This is a genomic window from Nakamurella sp. GG22 (assembly GCF_052976845.2).
Window position 1 is genome coordinate 215,111 of the sequence record NZ_JBRIIO020000006.1, and the last position, 22,909, is coordinate 238,019.

The 22,909-nt window shown below is 68.4% G+C and carries 23 protein-coding genes; 4 read left to right on the forward strand and 19 right to left on the reverse strand.

Features of this window, described 5'->3' with window-relative positions; genetic code table 11:
- Nucleotides 1-67 precede the first annotated feature (67 nt).
- From ACVBEQ_RS09405 to deoC, 9 genes are all read right to left on the reverse strand, one after another.
- On the reverse strand, nt 68-616 hold the full coding sequence (locus ACVBEQ_RS09405; RefSeq protein ID WP_447152668.1) for an SRPBCC domain-containing protein: 549 nt from the start codon (nt 614-616) through the stop codon (nt 68-70).
- Complete coding sequence (locus ACVBEQ_RS09410) at nt 613-933, reverse strand: ArsR/SmtB family transcription factor (protein WP_447152669.1); 321 nt, start codon at nt 931-933, stop codon at nt 613-615. The genes ACVBEQ_RS09405 and ACVBEQ_RS09410 overlap by 4 nt, the downstream gene beginning before the upstream one ends.
- A 294-nt stretch (nt 934-1,227) precedes the next feature.
- Nucleotides 1,228-1,845, reverse strand: a complete 618-nt coding sequence (locus tag ACVBEQ_RS09415; RefSeq protein ID WP_447152670.1) for a GyrI-like domain-containing protein — start codon at nt 1,843-1,845, stop codon at nt 1,228-1,230.
- Between the two features lie 37 nt (nt 1,846-1,882).
- Nucleotides 1,883-3,286, reverse strand: coding sequence for a xylulokinase (gene xylB, locus ACVBEQ_RS09420; protein WP_447152671.1), 1,404 nt, complete (start codon nt 3,284-3,286; stop codon nt 1,883-1,885).
- Between the two features lie 103 nt (nt 3,287-3,389).
- Nucleotides 3,390-4,679: an ROK family transcriptional regulator gene (locus ACVBEQ_RS09425; RefSeq protein WP_447152672.1), complete on the reverse strand. Its 1,290-nt coding sequence runs from the start codon at nt 4,677-4,679 to the stop codon at nt 3,390-3,392.
- A 93-nt stretch (nt 4,680-4,772) separates the two neighbouring features.
- Nucleotides 4,773-6,059 (reverse strand): sugar ABC transporter permease, encoded by a 1,287-nt coding sequence (locus ACVBEQ_RS09430; RefSeq protein ID WP_447152673.1) that lies wholly within the window; start codon nt 6,057-6,059, stop codon nt 4,773-4,775.
- Nucleotides 6,056-6,841, reverse strand: coding sequence for an ATP-binding cassette domain-containing protein (locus ACVBEQ_RS09435; protein WP_447152674.1), 786 nt, complete (start codon nt 6,839-6,841; stop codon nt 6,056-6,058). Before ACVBEQ_RS09435 ends, ACVBEQ_RS09430 begins: the two co-directional genes overlap by 4 nt.
- Before the next feature lie 99 nt (nt 6,842-6,940).
- Entirely contained in the window at nt 6,941-8,116 is a 1,176-nt protein-coding gene (locus tag ACVBEQ_RS09440) for a sugar ABC transporter substrate-binding protein (RefSeq protein ID WP_447152675.1), read from the reverse strand.
- 390 nt (nt 8,117-8,506) lie between these two features.
- The gene (gene deoC / locus ACVBEQ_RS09445; RefSeq protein WP_447152676.1) at nt 8,507-9,250 is read right to left on the reverse strand and encodes a deoxyribose-phosphate aldolase; all 744 of its coding nucleotides are present in this window, start codon (nt 9,248-9,250) and stop codon (nt 8,507-8,509) included.
- Nucleotides 9,251-9,326: 76 nt separating this feature from the next.
- Between deoC and pdxY the strand changes: the two genes are divergently transcribed.
- Nucleotides 9,327-10,199 carry a pyridoxal kinase PdxY gene (gene pdxY / locus ACVBEQ_RS09450; RefSeq protein WP_447152677.1) on the forward strand — a complete coding sequence of 291 codons (873 nt, stop codon included), beginning with the start codon at nt 9,327-9,329 and terminating at the stop codon, nt 10,197-10,199.
- On the opposite strand, the gene ACVBEQ_RS09455 is transcribed toward pdxY, so the two are convergent.
- The 5 genes from ACVBEQ_RS09455 to ACVBEQ_RS09475 all read right to left on the reverse strand — a co-directional run bounded on the left by ACVBEQ_RS09455 (nt 10,129) and on the right by ACVBEQ_RS09475 (nt 14,882).
- Nucleotides 10,129-11,217, reverse strand: a complete 1,089-nt coding sequence (locus tag ACVBEQ_RS09455) for a nucleoside hydrolase (RefSeq protein ID WP_447152678.1) — start codon at nt 11,215-11,217, stop codon at nt 10,129-10,131. The genes pdxY and ACVBEQ_RS09455 overlap by 71 nt on opposite strands.
- A 34-nt stretch (nt 11,218-11,251) precedes the next feature.
- Nucleotides 11,252-11,809, reverse strand: a complete 558-nt coding sequence (locus ACVBEQ_RS09460) for a dihydrofolate reductase family protein (protein ID WP_447152679.1) — start codon at nt 11,807-11,809, stop codon at nt 11,252-11,254.
- Between the two features lie 71 nt (nt 11,810-11,880).
- A complete protein-coding gene (locus ACVBEQ_RS09465) occupies nt 11,881-12,273 on the reverse strand; it encodes a PPOX class F420-dependent oxidoreductase (RefSeq protein ID WP_447152680.1) in 393 nt (130 codons plus the stop codon).
- A 69-nt stretch (nt 12,274-12,342) separates the two neighbouring features.
- A complete protein-coding gene (locus tag ACVBEQ_RS09470; protein WP_447152681.1) occupies nt 12,343-13,239 on the reverse strand; it encodes a CPBP family intramembrane glutamic endopeptidase in 897 nt (298 codons plus the stop codon).
- A 158-nt stretch (nt 13,240-13,397) separates the two neighbouring features.
- Nucleotides 13,398-14,882, reverse strand: coding sequence for a DUF2252 domain-containing protein (locus tag ACVBEQ_RS09475; protein WP_447152682.1), 1,485 nt, complete (start codon nt 14,880-14,882; stop codon nt 13,398-13,400).
- A gap of 129 nt (nt 14,883-15,011) precedes the next feature.
- On the opposite strand from ACVBEQ_RS09475, the gene ACVBEQ_RS09480 reads away from it, so the two are divergent.
- Together ACVBEQ_RS09480 and ACVBEQ_RS09485 are read left to right on the forward strand one after the other, a co-directional pair.
- Complete coding sequence (locus ACVBEQ_RS09480; protein ID WP_447152683.1) at nt 15,012-16,757, forward strand: winged helix-turn-helix domain-containing protein; 1,746 nt, start codon at nt 15,012-15,014, stop codon at nt 16,755-16,757.
- 57 nt (nt 16,758-16,814) lie between these two features.
- Entirely contained in the window at nt 16,815-17,741 is a 927-nt protein-coding gene (locus tag ACVBEQ_RS09485; RefSeq protein ID WP_447152684.1) for a helix-turn-helix transcriptional regulator, read from the forward strand.
- A gap of 133 nt (nt 17,742-17,874) precedes the next feature.
- Here the strand turns inward: ACVBEQ_RS09485 and ACVBEQ_RS09490 are convergent, their stop codons facing one another.
- From ACVBEQ_RS09490 to ACVBEQ_RS09500, 3 genes are read right to left on the reverse strand one after another with little or no spacing between them, the layout of a single operon-like run.
- Nucleotides 17,875-18,417, reverse strand: a complete 543-nt coding sequence (locus ACVBEQ_RS09490) for a potassium channel family protein (protein WP_447152685.1) — start codon at nt 18,415-18,417, stop codon at nt 17,875-17,877.
- Nucleotides 18,418-18,431: 14 nt separating this feature from the next.
- Nucleotides 18,432-20,132, reverse strand: coding sequence for an alpha/beta hydrolase (locus ACVBEQ_RS09495; RefSeq protein WP_447152686.1), 1,701 nt, complete (start codon nt 20,130-20,132; stop codon nt 18,432-18,434).
- Between the two features lie 42 nt (nt 20,133-20,174).
- Nucleotides 20,175-20,714 (reverse strand): hypothetical protein, encoded by a 540-nt coding sequence (locus ACVBEQ_RS09500; RefSeq protein ID WP_447152687.1) that lies wholly within the window; start codon nt 20,712-20,714, stop codon nt 20,175-20,177.
- A gap of 214 nt (nt 20,715-20,928) precedes the next feature.
- On the opposite strand from ACVBEQ_RS09500, the gene ACVBEQ_RS09505 reads away from it, so the two are divergent.
- Nucleotides 20,929-21,543, forward strand: coding sequence for a hypothetical protein (locus ACVBEQ_RS09505; protein ID WP_447152688.1), 615 nt, complete (start codon nt 20,929-20,931; stop codon nt 21,541-21,543).
- On the opposite strand, the gene ACVBEQ_RS09510 is transcribed toward ACVBEQ_RS09505, so the two are convergent.
- Together ACVBEQ_RS09510 and ACVBEQ_RS09515 are read right to left on the reverse strand one after the other, a co-directional pair.
- Entirely contained in the window at nt 21,540-22,178 is a 639-nt protein-coding gene (locus ACVBEQ_RS09510; RefSeq protein ID WP_447152689.1) for an SRPBCC family protein, read from the reverse strand. The two genes, ACVBEQ_RS09505 and ACVBEQ_RS09510, sit on opposite strands and share 4 nt — an antisense overlap.
- A partial coding sequence (locus ACVBEQ_RS09515) for a molybdopterin cofactor-binding domain-containing protein (RefSeq protein ID WP_447152690.1) occupies nt 22,175-22,909 on the reverse strand: 735 nt, incomplete at its 5' end. The genes ACVBEQ_RS09510 and ACVBEQ_RS09515, both read right to left, overlap by 4 nt.

Sequence of the window (22,909 nt, forward strand, 5' to 3'; positions counted from 1 at the left end):
CGCGCGGTATCGGCGACAGAAGCGCCGGAAACCCGACCCAACTCGCGGAGTGCTGCCCGCGCGGGTGCTAGTCGCGCGGGCCGGAGACCCCCAGCGAGGACAGCGACGTCCCGGTCTCCAGCAGCGTCTTCAAGTCGCTGAGCACCTCGGCCCAGCCACCGCCGGCTCCCTCGACGCTGCCACCGACCATCAGCGCGGTGTTCGGTGCACCGTCCAGTTCGTGGGTGATGGTGAGACACGTGACCCCGTTGGCCTTCTCGGCGATGGTGTAGGTCAGCCGGGTGGCCGGCTCGGTGTCCCACCCGGCTCGCCAGGTCTGCACGAGACGGTTCGGCGGGTCGGCCTCGATCACCTCACCGTCGACGACGACCTCGGGCATGCCGGCGTCCCGCATCGCCTTGTCCGCGATGATGCGGAAGGCGCCGCCGGGCCTGAGGTCGAACTCGGCACGCCCGCCGTAGCCGTACTTCTCGGTCCAGTCGGGTTGGGTGATGGCGTCCCAGATGGCCTGCGGGGTGGCCTTGATGTAGATCCGGTTGATCTGCACGACACTCGATGTCGATTCGGTCGATGAGGTGTCGGTGGACGGGGTGGCGGTTGATGCGGCACTGGTCATGACGGTTTCTCCAATTCGGCTTTCAGGTGGGAGAGCGCGGAAAGGCCGCGCTCGGTGTACTTGTCGATCCAGCGGTCGTGGATCAGCCTGATCGGTACGGCGTTGAGGAAGTGGCGTTTCTCCCGGCCCGTCTTGTGGGCGATGACCAGTCCGGCGTCCTCCAGCACCGTGAGGTGCTTCATGACGCCGAAGCGGGTCATCTCCACTTCAGATTCCAGTTCCGTGAGCGTGCGGCCGTCACGCTCGAACAGCAGGTCGAGAAGGAAGCGCCGGGTCGGGTCGGCCAACGCCTTGAACACCAGGTCGTCGTCGATCACAGTGACGAGAATAGGTGACCTTTTGGTCACATGTCAAGGTTCTGTACCGCGGATGCCGAGGTGGAACCTCCGCGCGGCTGACGCACTTGCGAGATGCCCACGGGGTGCAAGACCTCTCGTTGGACGGGTTCGAGAATGCCCACTGCCGGGGGAGCAGGGAAAACCGGCCCCCGGACCGCCGAAAGCCCTGCACAAACGACACTCGGCGAGGTTGGCCGGAAGAGAAGGGCGCGCGGAGAAGACCGGTCACCGGGAGCGGGAGCAGAGGGCGGGGCGGAGGAGCAGCCCCGAACGTCAGGGGGCGGGTTTGACCGGCTGACGCAGGACCGTCTTCAGCTTCTCCGGCGCGACCTTTCGTGGGTCGCTCAGATAGATCTCGTGATGACGCCCGTTCCAGGTGAGTCCCCGGGCGGGCATCACCTCGTCGTGCAACCGGGCGAGGGTGGCAGTCTCCGCGTCGTAGCTCCCGATGTGCAGGATCTGCAGCGACCGCCCCTCGTGCAGCACCAGGGTTCTCAGGCCGGCGATCGGAAGCTCCGGTTTCTTGCCGGAGGCCTTGGCCAAGCCGGTGGCGATGTCGTCAGCCTTCACCGGGTCGGGTAACGGGACCATCATCGTCCAGTCCCACTCGCTCTTGCGGCGTGCGGCGAACACCGACGGGTCGCTGCTGGACCACAGCCCTTCCAGCGGCCCGACCACGAAGTCATCGCCGCTGCGGGCCTTGAACGCGAACTTGACCGCATACGCGCCCGCATACAGTGCCGCGACGGCCGCCGAATAGTCCGGTGACGTGTTGGGATCGCCGTGCCCGTCGATCGCCAGGTAGGTCGTGGCCGGGACGTCGACCTCGGCAAAATCCTTGGATCCCGGCTGGTACAGGTCTTTGCGGTCCTTCTTCAGGTCGATCTTCAACAGTCCGGATCCATCACTCGAAGAGGAAAGGGCCGACTCACCTTTCAGTCGTGGCATCCCGCAGCACGCCGTACTGCTCCCGGACCTCGGGGGTCGCCGGCGCGGTGAAGGACCGGGCGGGTGCGGCCGGCCACTCCGGCGGCTGCGCCGACCCGGACAACGCCCAGGCCGCCTGCCGCGCCGCCCCCAGCGCGACGTACTCGGCCGAGGCCGGTACCAGGACGTCGGTGCCGAAGATGGCCGGGGCCAACTGCTGGATGGCCGGGTTGCGGGCGGCTCCGCCGATCATCAGGACCCGCTGTGCCTGTACCCCGAGCGCGTCGACGGCGTCGGCGAGCGAGCACAGCAGTGCCTCGACGGCGGCCCTGGCCAGGTCGGCCCTGGTGACGGCGGAGGTCAGCCCGCGCAGCACCCCGGTGGCCTGCGGCCGGTTGGGCGTCCGCTCCCCGTCCAGGTACGGCAGCAGCGTCAGGCCACCGGAACCCGACGGCGCCGACAACGCGAGGTCGGCGAACTCGGCGTGGTCGACGCCGAGCAGATTGCTCACCACTGCGAGCACCCGCGCCGCGTTCACCGTCGCCACCAGCGGCAGGTAGCGCCCGGAGGCATCGGCGAATCCGGCCACCGAGCCGGTTGGATCGGCCATCGGCGTATCGGTCACGCAGAACGCCGTCCCGGACGTGCCGATCGAGACCGCGACATCGCCGTCCACCAGCCCGAGACCCAGCGCAGCGGCCATGTTGTCGCCAGTTCCGGCGCCCAGCGCCGCGCCCGATTGGGCGCGCCCGACGACCTCGGCCGGTTCGGCGATCCGCGGCAGCTGCACCGACGGATCCCCCGGTCCGCGGCCGAGTGCCCACTGCGCCACCTCGGGAAGCCAGGCCCGGTCGGCCGGCGAGTAATAGCCGGTGCCCGATGCGTCGCCGTGATCGGTCGTCATCGGTGCGCCGGACCCCGGACCGCCGGCCAGCATCCAGGTCAGCCAGTCGTGCGGTAGAAGCACAGCTGCTGTCCGGGCGGCGTTCTCGGGTTCGTTCTCCGCCATCCAGCGCAGCTTGGTGACGGTGAACGATGCGGCGGGCACCGATCCGATCGTCTGCGCGCAGCTCTCGGGTCCGCCGAGTTGCTCGACCACCTCGCTGATCTGCGGCGCCGAACGGAGGTCGTTCCACAGCAACGCCGGCCGGATGACGTCACCGTCTGCGTCCAACGCCACCATCCCGTGCTGCTGACCGCCGACGGCGATCGCCGCTGCGCGCTCGAGCAATCCGGAACCAGCCTGCTGCAACGCTTCCCACCAGGCCTGCGGGTCGACGGCCGTCCCGGTCGGGTGCGGGGCAGACGCCTCGTCGACCACCGTGCCGTCCTCGGCCCGGACCAGCACCACCTTCGTCGATTGTGTCGAGGAGTCGATTCCGGCCACCAGAACGTCGTCGGCCACGGCGCGCCACCCTTCTCTCGGTCAGCAGTCAGTCTTCCGGTCAGCATGTCGCACACGGCGATGGGGCTGTCAGGCCGCACCGGGCGCCCGAGCACAGCGCACCTCAGTGCACGGACGCGCGCAACCTGGCCAGCGTAGGGTCCGCGATCAACTGCTCGATGCCCGCATGGGCGGCGCCGAGAGAAGCGGCTTCCAGGCCCAGCTCGGAGAACTCCAGCCGCCACTGCGCGTCGGGGCCGGCGATCACCCGCGCTCGCAGTTCGGCGAGTACGGGCTCCTCCAGGTACTTGCGCAGCGCGGGATAGTGCCCGCCCAGCACGATGGTGTCGGGGTTGAGCACGTTGGCCAGCACGGAGATCCCGATCCCGAGCCAACGGGCCTGCTCGGCCAGCGCATCCAGGACCTGCCGGTCACCGGCGGCCGCCCGCTCCTCGACCTCGACCAGCTGTCCACCGAGGTCGGCGCCCACGTGCGGGCCGGGATTCCCGCTCGCGCCGGGATCACCCGAATCGGCGGTGCCACGCGCGGTGCCGACCATGTCCAGCAGCGCCGCCAGCCCGACCTCGGTCTCCCAGCAACCCCGGCGGCCGCAGCCGCACAACCGGTCGGGCGCCCCGATGGTGATGTGCCCGACCTCGCCGGCGAAACCGTCTGCGCCACGGACGATGTGGCCGTCGACGATCATTCCGGCGCCGACGCCGACGGCCCCGGCCAGGTACAGCAGGTTCGACGCTCCCGCGACCTGCCCGACGGCGTAGTGCGCCATGGCGCCCATGTTCGCGTCGTTGTCGACCCGGATCCGGGTGTCCCGCCACTGCAGCCGGCCCATCAGGGTGTGCACGATGTCGACGTCACGCCAGTGCAGGTTGGGCGCGAAGGAGAGCATGCCCGCATCGGCGTCGACCAGGCCGGGCAGCGCGATGTGCAGGCTCTGCACCTGCTCGACCGTGGTGTCGGCCTCCTCGATGAGCTGCCGCGCGACCTCGGCGACAACGCCCAATGCCCGGGCCGGGCCCAGTTCGGCCATCGACCGGCCGATTCGGCGGCGGCTCAGCACCCGGCCACGGAGGTCGAGCACCACGCCGGCGATGTAGTCGACCTGGACCTCGATACCGAGGAACCGGACCCAGGTCGGGTCGAGTTCCACGGAGCGACCGGGACGGCCGAGGCCGCCCCGGTCGACGTTGCCCTCCACCACGAGACCGCGGTCGATCAGCTCCGTGACCAGGCTCGAGACCGTTGCCTTGGTCAGCCCGGTGTCGTGCGCCAGTCTGGCGCGCGGACGCGGGCCGCCGTCCGACAGGCTGCGCATCAGCAATGCCAGATTCAGCCTACGGACGGTGGCCTGGTCAGCGGGTGTCGATCCGCCGTTGGACCGAACGGCGATTGGCATTGGGCAGCCTTTCGTCGTCATTTTTCGAGGGTCGGCGAATGAAGCATCTGTAGATGGGACGCAACTGTCGGTCAGGTCATGCGCTGTGGTCGGTCAGCCGCCCGCGCTGGCCCGACGACGCCGGCTGAGGGCATCGACACTGGCTGCGAGCAGGAGCACGATGCCGGTGACGATGTACTTGATGTAGGCCTGCAGCCCGAGCAGCCCAAGCCCGTTGTCGATGACGGCGATGACCAGACCACCGATGATGGCGTCCCTGGCCTTGCCCTTGCCACCGAACAGCGACGTGCCTCCGATCACGGCCGCGGCGACGGCATAGAGGAGCGTGTTCCCCGCGCCGGCGTCCGGAGTGACCGAGCTCAGCCGCGAGGCAGCGATGATGCCGGAGAACACCGCCATCGCGGAGCTGATGACGAAGCACATGATGGTGATGTAGCCGACCCGGATACCGGCCCGCCTGGCTGCCTCCGAATTGCCACCGACGGCGTAGACATGCCGACCGAAGGAGGTCCGGTTCTGCACGAAGGTCCAGATCACCAGCAGCACACCGACGATCGGCGCGATCCACGGCACGCCCTCGAGGACGATGGCGCCCTTCGAGCGGTTCTGGCTGAGCAGGAAAGTTGCGCCTATCAAGACGACGGCGATGAGAATGATCCGCACGGTGATGACCGCGAGCGGCGCCGTGACCAGATTCGCCGCCCGGCGGCGTTGATAAACCAGCAGATTCAGCCCGGCGTACGCAGCGATCGACCCGAGGACGACCACCCAGCCGAAGACGATCGGCATGTTCCCGTTCGAGATGGCGAAGATGACGTCGTTATTGATCGGGACGGTGCCGCCGGTGCCGATGATCCACAGCAGCACGCCCTGGTAGGCAAGGAATGTCGCCAGCGTGACGACGAAGGACGGAATGCCGACCGCAGAGACCAGGATGCCGGTAAAGATGCCCATCACTACCCCGACGAGGAGCGCGACGAGTACGGCCAGGTACCACGGCAGGTTCTGCTTGAGCAGCAACTCGGCCATCACCCCGGCGCCGACACCACCGATCACGCCGGCGGACAGGTCGATGTGACCGAGCAGCAGGACGAACCCGATGCCCATGGCCAGCACACAGATCGAACCGGCCTGGGTGAGCAGGTTGGCCAGGTTGAAGACGGACAGGAAGGTGCTCGGTGCGGCGATTGTGAAAACGATCAGCAACAGCAGCAGGCCGAGAAGTGCTGGCAGTGAACCGACATCGCCGGCCCGCAGCTTGTTGCGGTACTGCTGCCAGTACTGCCCGAGGGACACCGGACCAGCGGCGTCACCGGAAAACATTCCACGGGCTTTTTCATCACTGATCGGTTTGATCAGATCCGGCTTGGGCGTGCTCATGCTGATTTCTCCGCAACTGACGGGGCCAGGCCGTGCTCGCCCGACCGGCCGGTGGTGATCAACTCGATGATTTCCCGAGTGGTGACGTCGGCGGCCGGTACATCTGCGGCCACCCGGCCCAGGTAGAGCGCACTGATCCGATCGCTGACTTCTTTGACGTCATTCATGTTGTGGCTGATCAGCAGCACACCCAGGCCATTGTCGGCGAGGCGGCGGACCAGATCGAGGACCTGCCTGGTCTGGGCAACACCCAGCGCGGCGGTGGGCTCGTCGAGCATCACGACCTTGGAGTTCCACAGCACGGACTTGGCAATGGCAACGGTCTGCCGCTGCCCACCGGAGAGACTGGCCACCAATTGCCGGACACTGGTCACGGTCCGCACAGAAAGGCTCGCCAGGGTGTCCCGCGCCTTGATCTCCATCTCGGCCTCATCGAGCACCAGGCCCGACTTGGGTTCCCGGCCGAGGAACATGTTCTGGACGATGTCCAGGTTGTCGCAGAGCGCCAGATCCTGGTACACGATTTCAATTCCCAGCGCGGCAGCGTCGCGAGGACTGCTGACCGCCACCTGCTTTCCCTCGAACAGGTAGTCCCCGGTGTCGATGCCGTAGATGCCGGCAACGCATTTGACCAGGGTGGACTTTCCGGCACCGTTGTCACCGACGAGCGCAGTGACCTGGCCGGGGTAGATCTTCAGGTCGACGTCGTGCAGCACCTGGACAGCGCCGAAGCTCTTGTTCACCCCCCGCAATTGGAGGATCGGTTCGCTTGGCTGTGTCATCGTGCTGCTCCTTCGGTTCTCAGTGATAGTCAGGCGCCGGGCCCGAGCGACGCATATCGCATCGCTCGGACCCGGCAGTCATGCCTTGTCTGCCTGGCGTCAGCTGATGCCGGCAGCGGTGCAAGCCGCTGCGGCGGGACCGGCGCACAGCTCGGCGGCCGTCACACCACCGGCGTCGACGACGTCCTTGACGTTTTCCTTGGTGATGGCCTGCGGGGTCTCCAGGATCGACTTGACGTCGCGGTTACCCGTGGCGTCCTTGACGGTGTCCGGGGCATCCGGGGTCTCGCCATTGGCCAGCGCGATGGCAACCTTGGCCAGCGCGGCAGCTTCCAGCTTGGTGTCCTTGAAGACCGTCATGCACTGGTCGCCGGCCAGGATGTTCTGCAGGCCCTGCACGGTGGCGTCCTGCCCGGTGACCGGGATCTGCACGCCGTTCTTCTTGTTGATCGCGATGACCGCGTTGCCCAGGCCGTCATTGGCGGCGAGTACGCCGTCGATCTTGCCGCCGGCAGCGGTGTACATCTGCTCGTAGGTGGTGCCGCCGACCTGGTTGTCCCAGTCCGGGATCGCCTGCTCGGCAACGACCTTGTAGTTGGTCATCGGGTCCAGCACGGAGTGCGCACCGGCCGAGAACAGGGTCGCGTTGTTGTCCGTCGGCGATCCGTTGACGTAGACGATGTTCTTGTCACCGGAGCCGAGGCACTCAGCCAGGCCCTTGCCCTGCAGCTCACCAACAGTGGTGTTGTTGAAGGAGATGTAGTAGTCGGCACTACCGCCCAGCGTCAGCCGGTCGTAATCGATGGTCTGGACGCCCTGCGCCTTTGCCTTCTTCTGGATGGCGGCAGCGGACTCGCTGTCCAGGCCGACGATCGCCAGCACGGTCGCACCGTTGGCGATCATCCCGTCCGCGATGGTGGCCATGCCGGCCTTGTCACCGTTGGCGTTCTGGATGTCGAACTCGACACCGGCGTCGGTGAATGCCTTGGTCAGGTTCGGCCGGTCCTGCGTCTCCCAGCGGGCGGAGGACTTGGTGTCCGGAAGGATGACGCCGATCTTGCCGGCGCTACCGGCGGGCGCGCTGGACGCAGCAGTGTCCGCGGCGCTGGTGGCCGCACTGGCGGCGCTATCGACCGCGGACGTTGCGGCACTCGCGCCACTTGCGGCGGCCGACGTCGCGCTGGTGGCTGCGGTGTCCGAGTTCGAACCACAGGCAGCCAGCAGCAGCGAGCCCGCTGCCACAAGGCCGAGTACTGCGGAGGTCTTCAGGCGCATGAACATTTCCCTCTCTGATGGAACCGCACGTCCTGGTGGACGGCGGAAAGGCACAGAACTGTGACGACCACGAGGGCGGAAACCCGGAGTGAGTCGACCGGCGGAGGTGCCGATTTACCTGCCGAACATCTGCTCGACATGCACTAGTACGGTGGTCACACAAACTATGGAGCGCGACTCGCCGCGTCAATCCCCCCAGAGGTCACATTTTGGTAAGTGTCCCAACGAAGTCTTGGCGTCACACTAACGGCATTGTTAACGACAAGGAACGGTGACGCAGCGACGATGGGCGCGCTCCCATTGCACCAACCCGAGTGTCGTCGCCCGTCAGTGGCAAACGGCCCGACGCCTGATAACAATTCAGTACAGGCCCGGCAAACCGGTCACGATTCAGTACGAGTAGAGCGAACCCCGGGGCGCGCTCCAGCCGGTGACGATCGAGATGCCGGCCGAGGTCCCGATCAGATCGGCGCCCGCAGCCAGCAATGCACGCACCTGCTCGACGGTCTTCACCCCGCCGGACGCCTTGACACCCATCGAGGCCGGGACAGATCGGCGGAGGTAGCCAATGGTGGCCGGGTCGGCAATGCCCACCCGACCCCGTGAGGCGATGGAGACGAACGCGGCACCGGCGTCGATCGCCGCCCGCACTGCCTGCTCTCGCTGGTTGGCGTTGAGCAGGGGCAGCTCGAGCATCAGTTTCACCCCGATCGGCTCGGCGGCGCGGACGACCGCCGCGAGGTCGGCGGCAAACTCCCGCACACGCTTCGACAGCAGGTAGCCGACATTGACCGTGCTGTCGATCTCGTCAACCCCCGCGTCGACCAGCGCTGCGACCTCGGCGACCCGGCCCGCGGTCAGGCCCGAGCCGTTCGGGTAGTCGACGATCGAGCCGATCCTCGCCGCGGATCCGCGCAGCTCGTCGCGGGCCGCCCACACCCAGCACGGCGGCACCACAGCCGAGTCGAATCCGTGTTCGAGGGTCTCGCGGACGTGGTCCCGGACCTGCCGCTCGGTGATCGCCTGCCCGATCAGCGTGTGCTGGATGCGTCCCGCCAACTGTTCCCGCGGCAGCACTTCACCGACGGTTCCATTTTCGGCCGCATGCTGCCCGTCATCGCCTGGGTCCCACACGGGAGCAGTGTTTCACGACGCGCATACGCGGCATGACGGGCGTCACACCGCCACCGGAGTCGTACGCTTGCCCGTCATGCGCATCCTGTCCATCCAGTCGTCGGTCGCCTACGGTCACGTCGGCAACTCGGCGGCGACGTTCCCGCTGCAACGACTCGGCCACCACGTCTGGCCGGTGATCACCGTGCACTTCTCCAACCACACCGGTTACGGCAGCTGGCGGGGACTCGTGCTGGATCCCGAGGTGATCGCGGAGGTGATCGAGGGCATCGCGGACCGCGGCGCGCTCGGCAGCGCCGACGCTGTGCTGACCGGTTACCAGGGCTCCCCCGGGGTGGCCGATGTGGTGCTCAGGACGGTGGCCAGGGTGCGCGACATGAACCCGTCGGCGGTGTACTGCTGCGACCCGGTGATGGGCGATGTCGGGCGTGGCATGTTCGTGCTGCCGGGGCTGCCGGAGCTGATGCGGGAACAGGTGGTGCCGACCGCGGACATCGTGACCCCCAACGCTTTCGAGCTCGCCTACCTCGCGACCGGCGGTGACCCGGCGGCGGTCGACGTCGACGCCGTGAGCACCGTCGAGGGGCTGCTCGCCGCGGTCGACGCGGTACGGGCGATGGGACCGCGGACGGTGCTGGTCACCTCCGTCGAGGGCGCCGGGGTGACGGAGAACGAGATCGGGATGCTGGCGGTGGACGCCTCGGGCGCCTACCTGGTGCGGACCCCGCGGCTGCCGTTGAGCGTCAACGGCGCAGGTGACGTGACGGCCGCGTTGTTCCTCGCGCACCTGTCCGACGGCATCGACGTCGCACTGGCCAAGGTCGCGTCATCGATCTACGGGATCATGGCGGCCACGGTCGTCGCGGGGTCCCGGGAGATCAGCCTGGTCGAGGCCCAATCGGCGATCGCCGATCCGGACTGTGAATTCGCCGTCGAGCAGATCCGTTAGCCCGCTTGGCTTCTGAGCTCTGACCGCGACCGATCACGTCGAGGAAGTCGGCCAGGAACGCGTCGCCGTCAACCGCGGTGACCGCGGTGCTGTCGGGCGCGGGTTCGATCTCCCAGGCAACGGGTGCGCCCTCCCAGGTCCGCATCACATGCGCCCTGGTCGCGAACCCGTCGAAGGTGATGTTGACCGGCCCGGTCATCGAGCCGGTGATCCAGTCCGGTTGCACGGTGAGGGCGGCGGCCAGGCCGTCGTGCACCGGGGAGATCCGCCGCCCCCACGCCAGCCGGTAGAAGTCCACGTAGGACTCCAGGATGGCGGCCGCGAACTGTCCCTGGCGGGACGTCGTGGCATGCAGCCGCGCCATCGCCGCCTCGTCGGTGACCACCGTCCTGGTGACGTTGACGCCCACCATCAGCCGCCGCCGGCAGGGCGCGGCGAACACCCGTCGCGCGGCCTCGCCGTCGTTCTGGACGTTGGCATCGACCATCAGCGAGGTGCCGACCTCGGGAAACGGCCCGGACCCGCCCATGATCGCCACCTGCCGGAAGTCGTTCAGCAGCAGCGGGTTCAGCTCGAGCGCCCGGCCGACGTTGGTCAGCGGGCCCAGTGTCAGCAGGCTGTAGCGGCCCGGCTCGGACGCCGCCCACCCGACCAGTGTCCCGGCCGAATCGCCCTCCGTCAGCACCGCCGGGTCCGCCCTCTCGGCCAGCGGCACGACATCGCCGAGACCGTCCAGGCCGTGCACGTAGTGCGCGATGTGCGCCTCGCCGATCAGTGGGCCCGTGGCGCCGCGGGCGACCGGGACGTCCGGCAGCCCGGCCAGTCTCAGCACATGCCCGATGTTGCGGACCGCATCGTCGACGGTGCAGTTTCCGTAGACGCTGGTGACGCCCACGATCCGCACGTCGGGGCGGCCCGCGAGGTACAGCAGGGCGAGGGCGTCGTCGATGCCGCAGTCGGTGTCGACGATGACCTCGTGCACCGCCGGCTGGTCGGCGTGCGGATCGGAAGTGACCATGTCGCCATCCTGCACACCGCGCCGGGACGGCCCGCTACTGGCCCTTCACCCGGAAGCGGAGCGAGGTCCGGGCAGCACCGATCTCGTCGACGCTGATCTTCTCCAGGTCGATCCGGCCGCTGTCCTCGAACAGCCGCTTCCCGTTGCCCAGCAGCACCGGCATCACGTCCACCCACAGCTCGTCGACGAGTCCCGCGGCCAGCAGCTGCCGATTGAGGTCGGCCCCGCCGATAGCCAGCACAGCGCGGTCCCCGGCGACCTCGGCCGCCTGCGCGACGAGGCTCTTCACCCCGTCGGTGACAAAGGTGAAGTACAGCCGGTCATTGCGCTTCGGGGCGACCGCGGGCGGGTTGTGGGTGAGGACGAAGATCGGCACCTGGAACTCGTAGCCGTCGGCGTACCCGTCCGGATCCGGCGCGCCGTCGAACGTGCGCCGCCCCATCAGTGCCGCGCCGGCCATCTCCTGCATCGCCTTCATCGAGGGCGATTCCAGGAGGTCGTCGAAATCGGTGTAGAGCGCAGCCGCGCTGCCGTCCGCATCCTCGACGAATCCGTCCAACGACACCGTCATTCCGGCGATCACCGTGGCCATGTGTCTCCCTCCGGCCATCCGGGCGGACGGTCCGGGTTGATGGACCGGAGACCGGCGCGGTACTCATCGCTCTACTGCTTGGTGGTCTTCTCGATGCTCATCACCAGGATGACCCGGTCGGCGCTGTCCGGCGGCGGCTGCTGCTCGGCGTTGCCGTACCGCTGACCGAGCCGGACGTAGAACGCGCCGGTCGGGTCGGGCTCGACGTCGACCAGTTTCCCGCGCAACTCCAGATACCGGAACTCGTTGTCCGGGTCGATGATCGACAGGCTCATCGACGGGTTGTGGTGCAGGTTGCGGTATTTCGCCCGTTTCTTCGTGTGCGTGAAACGCAGGTGCTCACCGTCGTACTCGAACCACATCGGGTTCACCTGCACCGTGTCGTCGGGGCGGATGGTGCCGAGGTGGCCGTACAGCGGGCGCTCGAGGAGATGGGCGTAGGCCCCGGGGATCAGTGTGCTCACCCATCAGCCAACACGGTGCGCGCACACGGGATTCCCGGGTACCGCTGCCGATGGGCCCCCCAGGAGGGGTCACTTCGACGGTTGCAGGTGACCCGTCGATGCCCTCCGCCGCTCGTACCGCACCGCCAGGATCACGGCGACGGCCATGACGACGAGCACGTCGACGAACCCTAGGATCGACATCCACGGGAGTTCGAACGACTGCGCCTTGACGTTGGCGAAGAAGCCGCCCATCGGTGTGAGCAACGGCCACAGCACCAGCAGGTTGTGAACGATGCTGAAGGCCACCGCGTAGACGACGCCGAGCCCGAACAGGAACGTCATCTCGTCGACGTGCATGCCGTAACCCACGTGGTACATCGCATACATCGCCGCCGCACCGCCGACACCGGCAATACGCCCGAAGGACGATTCCAGGCGGGTCTGGATGAATCCGCGGAAGAAGACGGCCTCGAACAGGCCGACCGTCAGCGACATCACCAGCAGCGGAACCCAGTCGACGGGATCAGCGGGCAGGGTGTATCCGAAAAGGGTCAACCAGAACTGGATGGCAGCGAAGACCAGGCCGAGAACCAAGGCCTGGCGCCAGCTGTCCGCCCTGAACCCGAGCGTTCGAAGCGACCGACCGCGGACCCGGACGGTGTAGACGATCGGCCCGACCACGCCCACGAGTAGCCCGCCGGCGAAGCACAGGAAGAGCCCGGCGACCGAACTGACGGTGAAATAGCCGAATGCCAATCGGTACAAGACCACCACGGCGATGTACAGACTCCCGATGACAATGAGGTCGACCCGATCGATCGACCGCTCCGCATGCGGCACGGATCCCGGTATCAGGGCGAGGAGCAAGGCAGAGAGCGGAACCACGATGCCGTAAACGATCGGCTGCGCCACACTCAGGAAGAGCAGCGCTGCCACCACCCATGCTGACCACAGCACTTGCCGCCGGCTCAAGAACCCAGTCATCAGCCACCTCCGAGGATCTTCCCCCCGTCAGCCAGCCTTGCTCTTTCCACGATCTGGAGGTAGAGCCCAACGACCTGACTTTGCCTTCGCCTGCTGCTGACTGGACGAAGTGCAGTCGTGGACAGCACGTCTCATTCGCAGCCAAGCGTTGAGCGGTTTCATACTCCGGCCGACACCGGTATCCGTCCGGCCGCGGCCGCCTCCGACAGCAGCGAGTGGTCGGCGACCGTTCGGTCGGCGTATGCCTCGGCGAACTCGGCGACGGCGCTCTCGAATGTGTCGCTCTTGCCCAGGTAGGCGGCAATGGCGATGCGGTCCCCGGAACGGGCATGCGCTCGCGCAAGAGTCCATCCGCAGATCTCCCCATAAACGGTGAGGATGCGAGGATTCATCTCCTCGATGTCGGCGGAGGCCTTCCCGTCGCGGAGTTGCCGGACGTAGTAGTCGTGCACGGAACCGTCGGCCTCACCGGCCCGCTGCCAGCCCAGGAAGATGTCGCTGGCCGCCTGCGTGAGCCGCTGCCCGGCGACCACCCGGTGACCGGCATTGGCGTACCGGCTCCGCCCGCAATAGGGCTCCAGGACGCTGGGCTGTGCTTGTTTGGCCTGCAATACCAGCGGGTCGCGGTCGCGGCCGAGCATCAGCAGGACGTACGCGCGGGTTCCGACACTGCCGACACCGACGACCTTCCGGGCAATGTCGACGAGCCGGAACTGATCGAAGAGGTGCCGGCGGTCCTCGGGCAGGGTCAGCCGGTAGGCACGGAGCACGTCGCGCAGACCCTGTTCGGCAGCGACGGCGTCCACACCGTCGAGCAATCGTGCCAGCGGGACGATCAGCGGTGGTTCGTCGACGAACCGGGGGCGCCCCCCGGAGTCGGTCGTCAGCTTGCGCAGGGCATCGGCGTTGTCCCGGGTGTGGGCGCGACGGAGGCCGGCGGTGGTCCTCTTGCGCGTCTGCCCGCTCATCCGGGGAGCGAGGTCGCGGACCAGTTGCTCCGCATCGACTTTCGCGTACCAGACGGCGAGATCGCTCTGTCCGGCGAAGCTCCGCATGGCGGTTCGGTAGGCGCGGACGGTGGCCCGAACCGATGCCCGCCGATCACGCCGGCGATGCCCGTTCGCATGGCCGGCCACGCTGATGCTGGCGGCGAGTCGTTTGACGTCCCATTCGAACGGTCCGGGCAGGGTCTCGTCGAAGTCGTTGATGTCGAACACGAGTCGCCGCTCCGGGGTGGCATACAGGCCGAAGTTCGCCAGGTGGGCGTCCCCGCACAGCTGGGCACGCAGGCCGCTGGTGGGTGTGCCGGCGAGATCGGCGGCCATCACAGCGGCTGCCCCGCGATAGAAGGTGAACGGTGACGCGAGCATCCGCCCGTACCGGATGGGCAGGAGTTCGGTGACGCGGTCGTTTCCCTGCTGCACCAGGATCTGGACCGGGTCCCGCTGCGGGCCGTCGGCCGCGGCCATCGAATGCGACTCCAGAGGGACCTCGAGGCGCGTCGCCTTGCCGCGGGCAATCCGATCCGCGGGCGCGGCGTGCGCCGGGAGGTGCCGGTCGTCGACAGCGTCGCTCGGCGGTGCGCTCGTCACATCTTCCACGGGTGGTTCGACGGCGAGATCAGGAGAAAGGGTGATGGGCATCGGGACCTCCGCAGCGAGTTGGTGTCCGCACGCTAGGGCGGGGATCGGACCTCCTACCTCACCCGCCGCAGGTGAGAACGACGCAGCGGTGGGGAGCAGGACACACCGGATCGCCCCTATCGTTGCCCCATGGGTATACGCCCGGTTTCGGTCCGAACGGGAGAATCGGCGAGCGTGGTGGCCGACGCGGATGTCCCTGGCGGCAGCCCGGTCGGGGTCTCCGAGGCGCTGGTCGCAGCCAAGCTGCGGGTTCCCGCCGCCGGCCGCCTCGTGGTGCCCAGGACCCGGTTGTTCACACTGGTCAGCCAGGGCGTGACCGGACCGCTGACGGTGATCAGCGCAGCCGCCGGCTCGGGCAAGACCACGCTGGCCGCGTCCTGGGCGTCGGCGGGCTTGGCACCCGGCCCGGTGGCCTGGTTGACGCTGGACGCGCACGACGACCAACCCGGGCTGTTCTGGGCGTTCGTCGTTGCGTCACTGCGTGGGCACGGCGTCGTGCTGCCCCCGACGGTAGGGGTGCCGCTGCATCCGGATGAGGTCGATCGGTCGTTCCTCGCCGAGTTGGCGGTCGCGCTGGCGGACCGTGCGGAGCCGGTCGTGCTGGTACTCGACCAATTCGAGGTGCTGTCGGACGCCGCGGTGTTCCGTGATCTGGACTTCCTACTGCGGCATGCGGCGCCCGGATTGCGTCTGGTCGTGCTGACCCGGACCGACCCGAGGGCGTTGGTCCACCATCAGCTGTTGCGGACCGATGTGACGGAGATCCGCACTGCTGAGCTGGCTTTCGATCTGGACGAGGCGTCCGCGGTCCTCCGCCAGCATGGTGTTTCTCTGCAGCCGGCGATGTTGGTGGATCTGCAGGACCAGGTACGGGGCTGGGCGGCGGGGCTGCGGCTCTGCGCGATCGCGATGCAGCGCCGGGTCGACCCCGGTCAGTTCGTTGCCGATTTACCGGCCGGCGACGCACGGCTCGCGGGCTATCTGGTGGATGAGGTGCTGGACACCCAGACCGACGACGTACGGGACTTCCTGCTGCGGACCAGCATCGTCGAGCGACTCTGCCCGGCGCTGGCGGACGAGCTGACCGGTCGGGGCGATGCGGACCTGCTGCTGGCCACGTTGCAGCGGTCCAACCTGCTGGTGGAAATCATCGACGAGGCGCCGCCGTGGTTCCGCTACCACCCGATGTTCGCGCAGGTGTTGCGTGCGGAGCTCCGCCGGGGCCATCCGGATGCGGTCCGCGGACTGCACGAGGCCGCCGCGGGCTGGTTGGACAAACACGGCCTGTTCCTGGATGCCGCCCAGCACTACGCCGCCGCCGGGGACTGGCCGGGCGCCTGCTCGGCAATTGTTCGCCGATTGGGGGTGATCCCGTTGCTCGAGGGTCGTGCGTCGACCACGGTCACTGACATCGTCGATGCGATACCGGATCTGTCCGGATCGGCCACCGTGGCGGCCGTACGCGCAGCGGCGGCGGTTGCCCGGTTGGACCTGCCCGCAGCGACCGTACTGCTAAATCGGGCGGACGCCGCGTTGCCGACCGCGCCACCCGCCGACCGGGGCCCGGTGCGGGCCGTGTGCGCGTTGACCCGGGTGATGCTGGCCAGGGCTGCACTGGACGGACCCGGCGCACTGCGGGCATGGACCGATCTGGACCTGGAGTTGTCGTTGCTACCGGCCCTGGCAGCGGACCACCCCGATGCCCGCGCGTTGGCGTTGTCCGCACTCGCAGGGACCCAGATGTGGACCGGTGACTTCACCGCCGCCGAGGTCAGCGTGCAGGTCGCACTGGCAGCGGCCGACGCCGAAGGCTGCGAATACCCCAGACTGCTGGCGCTCGGGCAGCTGGCGCTGCTCGCCTTCCGCAACGGCTAGTTGCACGACGTGGCCCGGCATGGTGGGCAGGCCGTCGTCCTCGCCGAAGAAGCTGGCGTGCCTGCCCGTCACCACTCCGGTCTGGGGCATCTCGCCATGGCGATGGCAGCGCTGGAGTGGAACGACCGGGCGGCGTTCGACCGCCATCTGGACAATGCCTCCGAAACAATCGACGCAGCAACGGATCCGGTGGTACGGGCGCCCGTGACGATGATGCTGGCGTTTCGCCAGGGTCTGGACGGTCACCGGGCAGCGGCGCTGCAGGTGCTGGCGGACCTGCCCAGGATGGTCGCCGGTGCCGCACTGCCCGCCTGGTTGTCCGCCAGGGCGGCGCTCACCGAGGCGGCTGTCGAGTTGCGCTGCGGCCAACCGGCGCAGGCACTCCGGGTGCTGGAACGAGCGACGGTCCGCGGGACGGAATGGCGGCTGGGCACAGCGGCGGCGAGCTGGGCGGCCGGTGACCCGGCGACCGCCCGGCGGCTGATCGACCCCATCCTGAAGGGGCCGGATCTGGTCATCGAAAGTGGGCTCGTCGACGCCGGGGTGCTGTCCTGCCGGCTCCACCTGGACGCCGGGGATCGGCCCACTGCGCGACGAGATCTGTTGCAGGCACTGGCTATTGCGCGGCCGCAGGGACGCCGGCGGCCCTTCGTGGAAGCCCGGTCGTGGCTCGGTCCGTTGATCCGTGAGTCGCCGGACCTGGTGGCGGCGGCCGCCTGGTTGGGTCCCGGTATGCAAGCGGTGCCCAGGTCGGGATCGATGGACCATTCCGATGTTGCCGCTGCGTTGGTGGAACCCCTGACAGAACGCGAACGAACGGTCCTTGCGCGAATGGCCCTGGCGATGTCCGTCGCGGACATCGCGGCCGACCTCACATTGTCGGTGAACACCGTGAAGACGCACCAGAAGAGCCTGTACCGCAAGCTGTCCGTGCAGCGCGCGAACGACGCGGTCCGCCGCGGCCGGCAATTGCAGATCGTCTAGATCAGCGCACCCGGCGGCCGACCGCGGCGGTTGCCGGGCAACGATTGTCCCGGGGCGGCTCACATCTGGCGGGTGAGGTGCACAGCCTGTCCCGGCTCTACCGTGCGGCTCGACGGGCATCGACCGACGATGCTCACTGATGATCCTGCTGTTCGAGGGTGGCGCGGGCTGCGCCGGACACAATGCGCAGCACCAGGGCGATGAACACCAGGTCACCGAGGATCTGGGTGCTGACGAGAATTCGGGCGAGGTCGGTGACGGGGGCGATGTCGCCGTATCCCACCGTCCCGAAGGTGACGATCGAGTAGTAGAGCCCGGCGGTGCGGTTGAGCGGCTGGCTGAAGCTGCCGGGGCTCAGCTCGGACAGCGTGACGTAGGCGGCGGCGTAGATGGTGAGGAAGAACGGCACCGCGATGGCGATGGCCTCGACGGAGCGCAGCTCCGGCAGGTCGGCCCGCACGATCCGGCGGACCTCCCATACCATCACGCCGACGAACAGCACCGCTCCGGCGAGCAGCGATGCGACGGCCTGCAGGTCGCTGGAGGCGTCGGCGAACGGCAGCAGGTAGTACGCGGCGATGACGCCGAGGAAGATCGCCAGGAAACGCGCCAGGGTCTTGAGCACAGCGCGCCTGCGTTCGGCAACGGTCAGGTGGGCCACGCGTCGGGGCGACATCGCGGTGCTCTCCGTCAGCCCGCGTCGGCTCTGATCGACCGCAGCGCCTCGGTGTCGGCCCGCGTCCAGTCGGCCGGTGCGCCGAGGGCGACCCAACCGTCGACGTAGTCCCGGCCGTACCGGTGGCCGTGGCCGAACGGGACGTCCTGGGCGAACGCCAGGTCCACCACGACCTGCCAGAACGTGACTACCGGGATCCAGTGCATCGACGGTGAGACGTCCGGTCCCCGTGGGTTTTCCAGCCATTCGGGGCGGTGCAGCATCAGGTCCGGGCCCCACCACACCACGGGGTCGGAGGAGTTCTGGATGTACAGCATCCGCGGCGTCGACCATTCCGACGGTGGGTTGGCCAGGTCGGCCGGCTGGACGGCGAACCGCACCTGTCGGCCTTGGTCGACGATCGGCAGCCAGACCGGGGACGTCGGCTCGCGCTGCGCGGTGATGCGCTGGTGCAACTCGTCCGCGAACGGCGGTCCGGCCAGCAGGGCACCGTCGGTCTCGCTGACCACCTGCTGCACGCTGTCGAAGACCGTGTCGGTGCCGAACGCACCCAGGCTCTCCCCGAACACGAACAGCTTCGGCCGTGAGTCGGCCGGCAGCTGCAGCCAGCGTTCGCGCACAGCGTCGATGAGCGCCGCCGCGGCCGCTGAGGCCTTGCTGCGGTCCACCAAGAACGACACCCAACTGGGCAGGTAGGAGTACTGCAGCGCGACCTGAGCGGTGTCGCCGTTCCAGACGTACTCCATCGAGTCCGCTGCGGCGGGATCGACCCACCCGGTGCCGGTGGTGGTCACAACGGTCAGCACGCTGCGGTCCCACGCACCCGTCCGGTCCAGTTCGGCCAACACGAGATCGACCTCGCCCTGCAGGGAATCGGCCGAGTCGAGGCCGGCGTACACGCGGATCGGGTCCTTCGCCGGCGTTCCGTTGAATGCCGTCAGCGTGGCTTGATCCGGTCCAGAGGCGACGAAGGTGCGTCCCTCCACACCGAGCGTCGACCACGCGGCCAGGGACTGCGGGGACCCCGACCGGGCAGGGTCGGTCGGTTGTTCGATGCCCGGAGCGGTGCCGCCGTTCCCGAGCGACGACACCCGGTTCATCGCGCTGATGAAGCCGTCCCACAGCACGCCCTGCACCAACCCGGCGACGATCAGCGCCACCACAACCGCACCGGAGACATACGCGAGCCGTCGCGGGATGAACCGGTCGAGCGCTCGGCCGAGCCGCCGACTGCCCAGCCGGATCACTCTGGCCAGCAGCACCAGTACCGCCGCCACCAGGGCGCCGACGACGAAGATGAGCGTCACGTCCCAGACCAGCGGGTCGGTCATCCCCATCAACGCGCGGACCTCGTTCTGCCACCCCCGACCCAGCAGCAGGAACACGATGATCAGCACGGCGCTCAGCCCGATCAGCGTCCACCACGCCTGCCGGCTCGGCCGACGGCTCCACGACTCAGGCCCGAGCGCCCTGGCCGCAGCCCCGATCGAGGCGCCGATCCCGTACCCGAACGCGGCAGTGAGCCCGGAAACAACCCCCTGCAACAGCCATGTCCTGGGCAGCATCGACGGGCTCTGCGTCAGGCAGAAGAACAGCACCGCGCCGATCGTCCCGCCGAAACCCGGTGCGTGGCGCACGATCCGGGTGGGCCGCCGCGGTATCGCCTGCGGTGCGTCCTGCGACTGGGGAATCGGCTCCCGGGTGGTCGCGCTCATGAACTCTCCTACGGTGATGCGCGGCGCGTGATCGCGCCGCTGCTAGTGGCCGACCACGCTTTTCAGCGCGACGACCCCGACGGCAACGACCAGCACCACAGCGCCGCGCGTCAGGGCATAGGCCCAGCTGCGCCCGCGCAGACGGGCGATCAGAACGCCCGTCACCGCTGGGAGCGAGGCGAGCAGCAGCATCGAGACGGCCACTGCCGCCCCACCGTCGAGGAGCACGAACGGGACCGAGGCGAAAAGTGCAACGGCGAAGCCGCCGCTCAACTGGGCACCTGCCTCCTGCGCGGCCGACGGCGACCAACCGCCATCCTCCGCGGTGATCCGCGCCGCGAGCCGGAACGCCAGCCAATGCGCCAGCACTAGACCGACCGCGGTGCCGATCATCAGCCGCACGATCTCGCCGTCCGGCGGCAAGCGTTCGTGCGGCACGGCGACCAACGCGGCCAGCAACACCAGCGCCACGTACATGGCACTGGCCAGAAACTCCCTGAACAGGACACGTTGATGTCCCGAGAGGTCGGCCCCGGGCTGGTGGTCGCGGCTGACGGTCTCGACGCCATCCGAATCGCTCACGACTCGAACGGTAGGAAAATCCCGCTGTCCGGGGCTCACCCGTGGAATGTGAGATCGGAGATCGATGACGTCGACGTCGATGTCACCGGCGTCGGACCGATCGCAGATCATTCAGCCGCGTCCGCGCCCACGGCCGGCCGCCGTCTGACGGATCCCCTCGTTTCACATCGCAGGTGTGAGCCGGGGCCGGATCCGCATTCCTACCGTTAGGAGTGTGAACACCGGCACCGGTATGGCCATCTTGGCCGCCGTGTGGTCCGGCCCACGAGACGTGGACCGGTTGGTCAGCAATCTGCTCGAGACCGGTGCAGCCGGGCCTGTCGACCGGCTGAACGTCGCTGCGCTCGGGCTGACGCCGGACGGCCGGCTGCGGATCCATCGGCACGGGCGGACCGACCAGGGCGTGCTCATCAGCGGTGTGGTGGGGGCGGCTCTCGGCATCCTCGCGGGCGGCCCGGGATGGCTGCTACTCGGCGGCGGGCCTCTGGAACGCCTTGCCGCAGCGGCGATCGGCGCAGGCATGGAGAGCGGACCGCTGCGCAATTTTGCTGACCGGTTGCCGACCGGCGGGTCGGCGGTGTTGGCAGTGGCTGCGAATGACGTCGCCACCGCGCTGCACAGGGAGTTGGTCGTGCTCGACGGCGAGGTGACCGTGCAGCACATCGACGCCGTCGTGGTGCGGGCAACCGGCCTGTCCGCGGCCGTCAGGTACGACGCCGCTGACGCCGATGGCGACGTCATCGCAATCCGGGGAGCGCGAGGCGCACCGTTCTCACCTTCCCGGGTGGGTCGGACACCGTCCGGGACACCGGCGCAACGGGACGGTTAGCGGCTCCGGCCGATCCGCGCGCCGACCAGCACGCCGACCAGCATCGAGAGCGCGCCGAAAGCGGCCGCTCCGAGCAGTGACCGGGCACCCGGCCGGGCGGGCGGCGTCGCGAACTGAGCGGGCGGCACGGGCCGCTGTTCGGTCGCAGCCAGGCCTGCCGTCACCGGAGGCACAGCGGCGGCGGTGACGGCCCGGGCACCGGTGAGCACGTCGTCGATCGCCGCGAAGAACAACCCGGCGGTTTTCTTGGCGACGCCGTTCAGGACCCGCTGCCCGACCCCGCCCACCATCCCGCCGACGACGGCGTCGGCGTCGTAATCCACCCTGGTGCTGCCGTCGGGCAGGGCGGTGAATCCGACAGCCACCGAGGTGTCGATGGTGCCGGGCCCGCCGGAACCGTTGGCCCGCATCGTCAGCGACGCCGGTTCGATGAGGTCCGCAAACGTCACCTCGCCGGAGTAGGAACCCTTGATCGAGGCGACGCCGAGGGTCACGGTGAGCGCGAAGCGGTTCTCCGCGACGGGTGTCAGGACGTCACAGCCGGGGATAACCGCCGCCAGCACCGCGGGGTCGGTGACCGCGGCCCAGACCCGGTCCGGCGGACCGTGCAGCACAGCTGATCCGGACACCTTCATGCGCTCACACCTTTCACCAGCGGGGTCGGTACCGCCGAATGACGCTCGACCTGATCCACCTTCCCGGCGGCGAAGGCGTTGCGCAGGTCGAACAGCGCGCTCGGGTTCAACGGCATGCTGTCGATCCGGAAGCCGACCGCGTCCTCGACGGCGGAGGCGATCACCGCCGACACCGGGATCACGCCGGCCTCCCCGGCACCCTTGATACCGAGCGGGTTCAGCGGCGACGGCGTCTCCTGATGGCCGAGCTCGAACCGTTCCGGCATCTCGGTCGCGTACGGCATCAGGAAGTCCATGAAGGACGCGTTCAGCAGTTGCCCGTGCTCGTCGTAGGCCAGCGTCTCGTACAGCGCGCCGCCGATCCCCTGGGCGACCCCACCGTGCACCTGGCCGGTGACGATCATCGGGTTGATCAGCGTCCCGCAGTCGTGCACCACGCAGTACCGGTCGATCCTGATCTCGCTGGTGTCCGGGTCGATCTCGACGATCGCGGCGTGCATCCCGGACGCGAACGTGCACCGCGGCGGCGAGTAGTAGTCCCGCGATTCCAGCCCCGGCGAGTCGCCCTCCGCGATCGGCGGGATGTCCGGGTCGGCGGGCCTGGCGAACTGGGTGGCGGCCTTCGCCGCCTCGTCGAAGGCATATCGCAGCGGGTTCGACAGCACCGCGACCTGGCCGAGCATCGATTCGTGCTCGATGAACCGGGCGCTTAATAGCTTAATCACCGACTG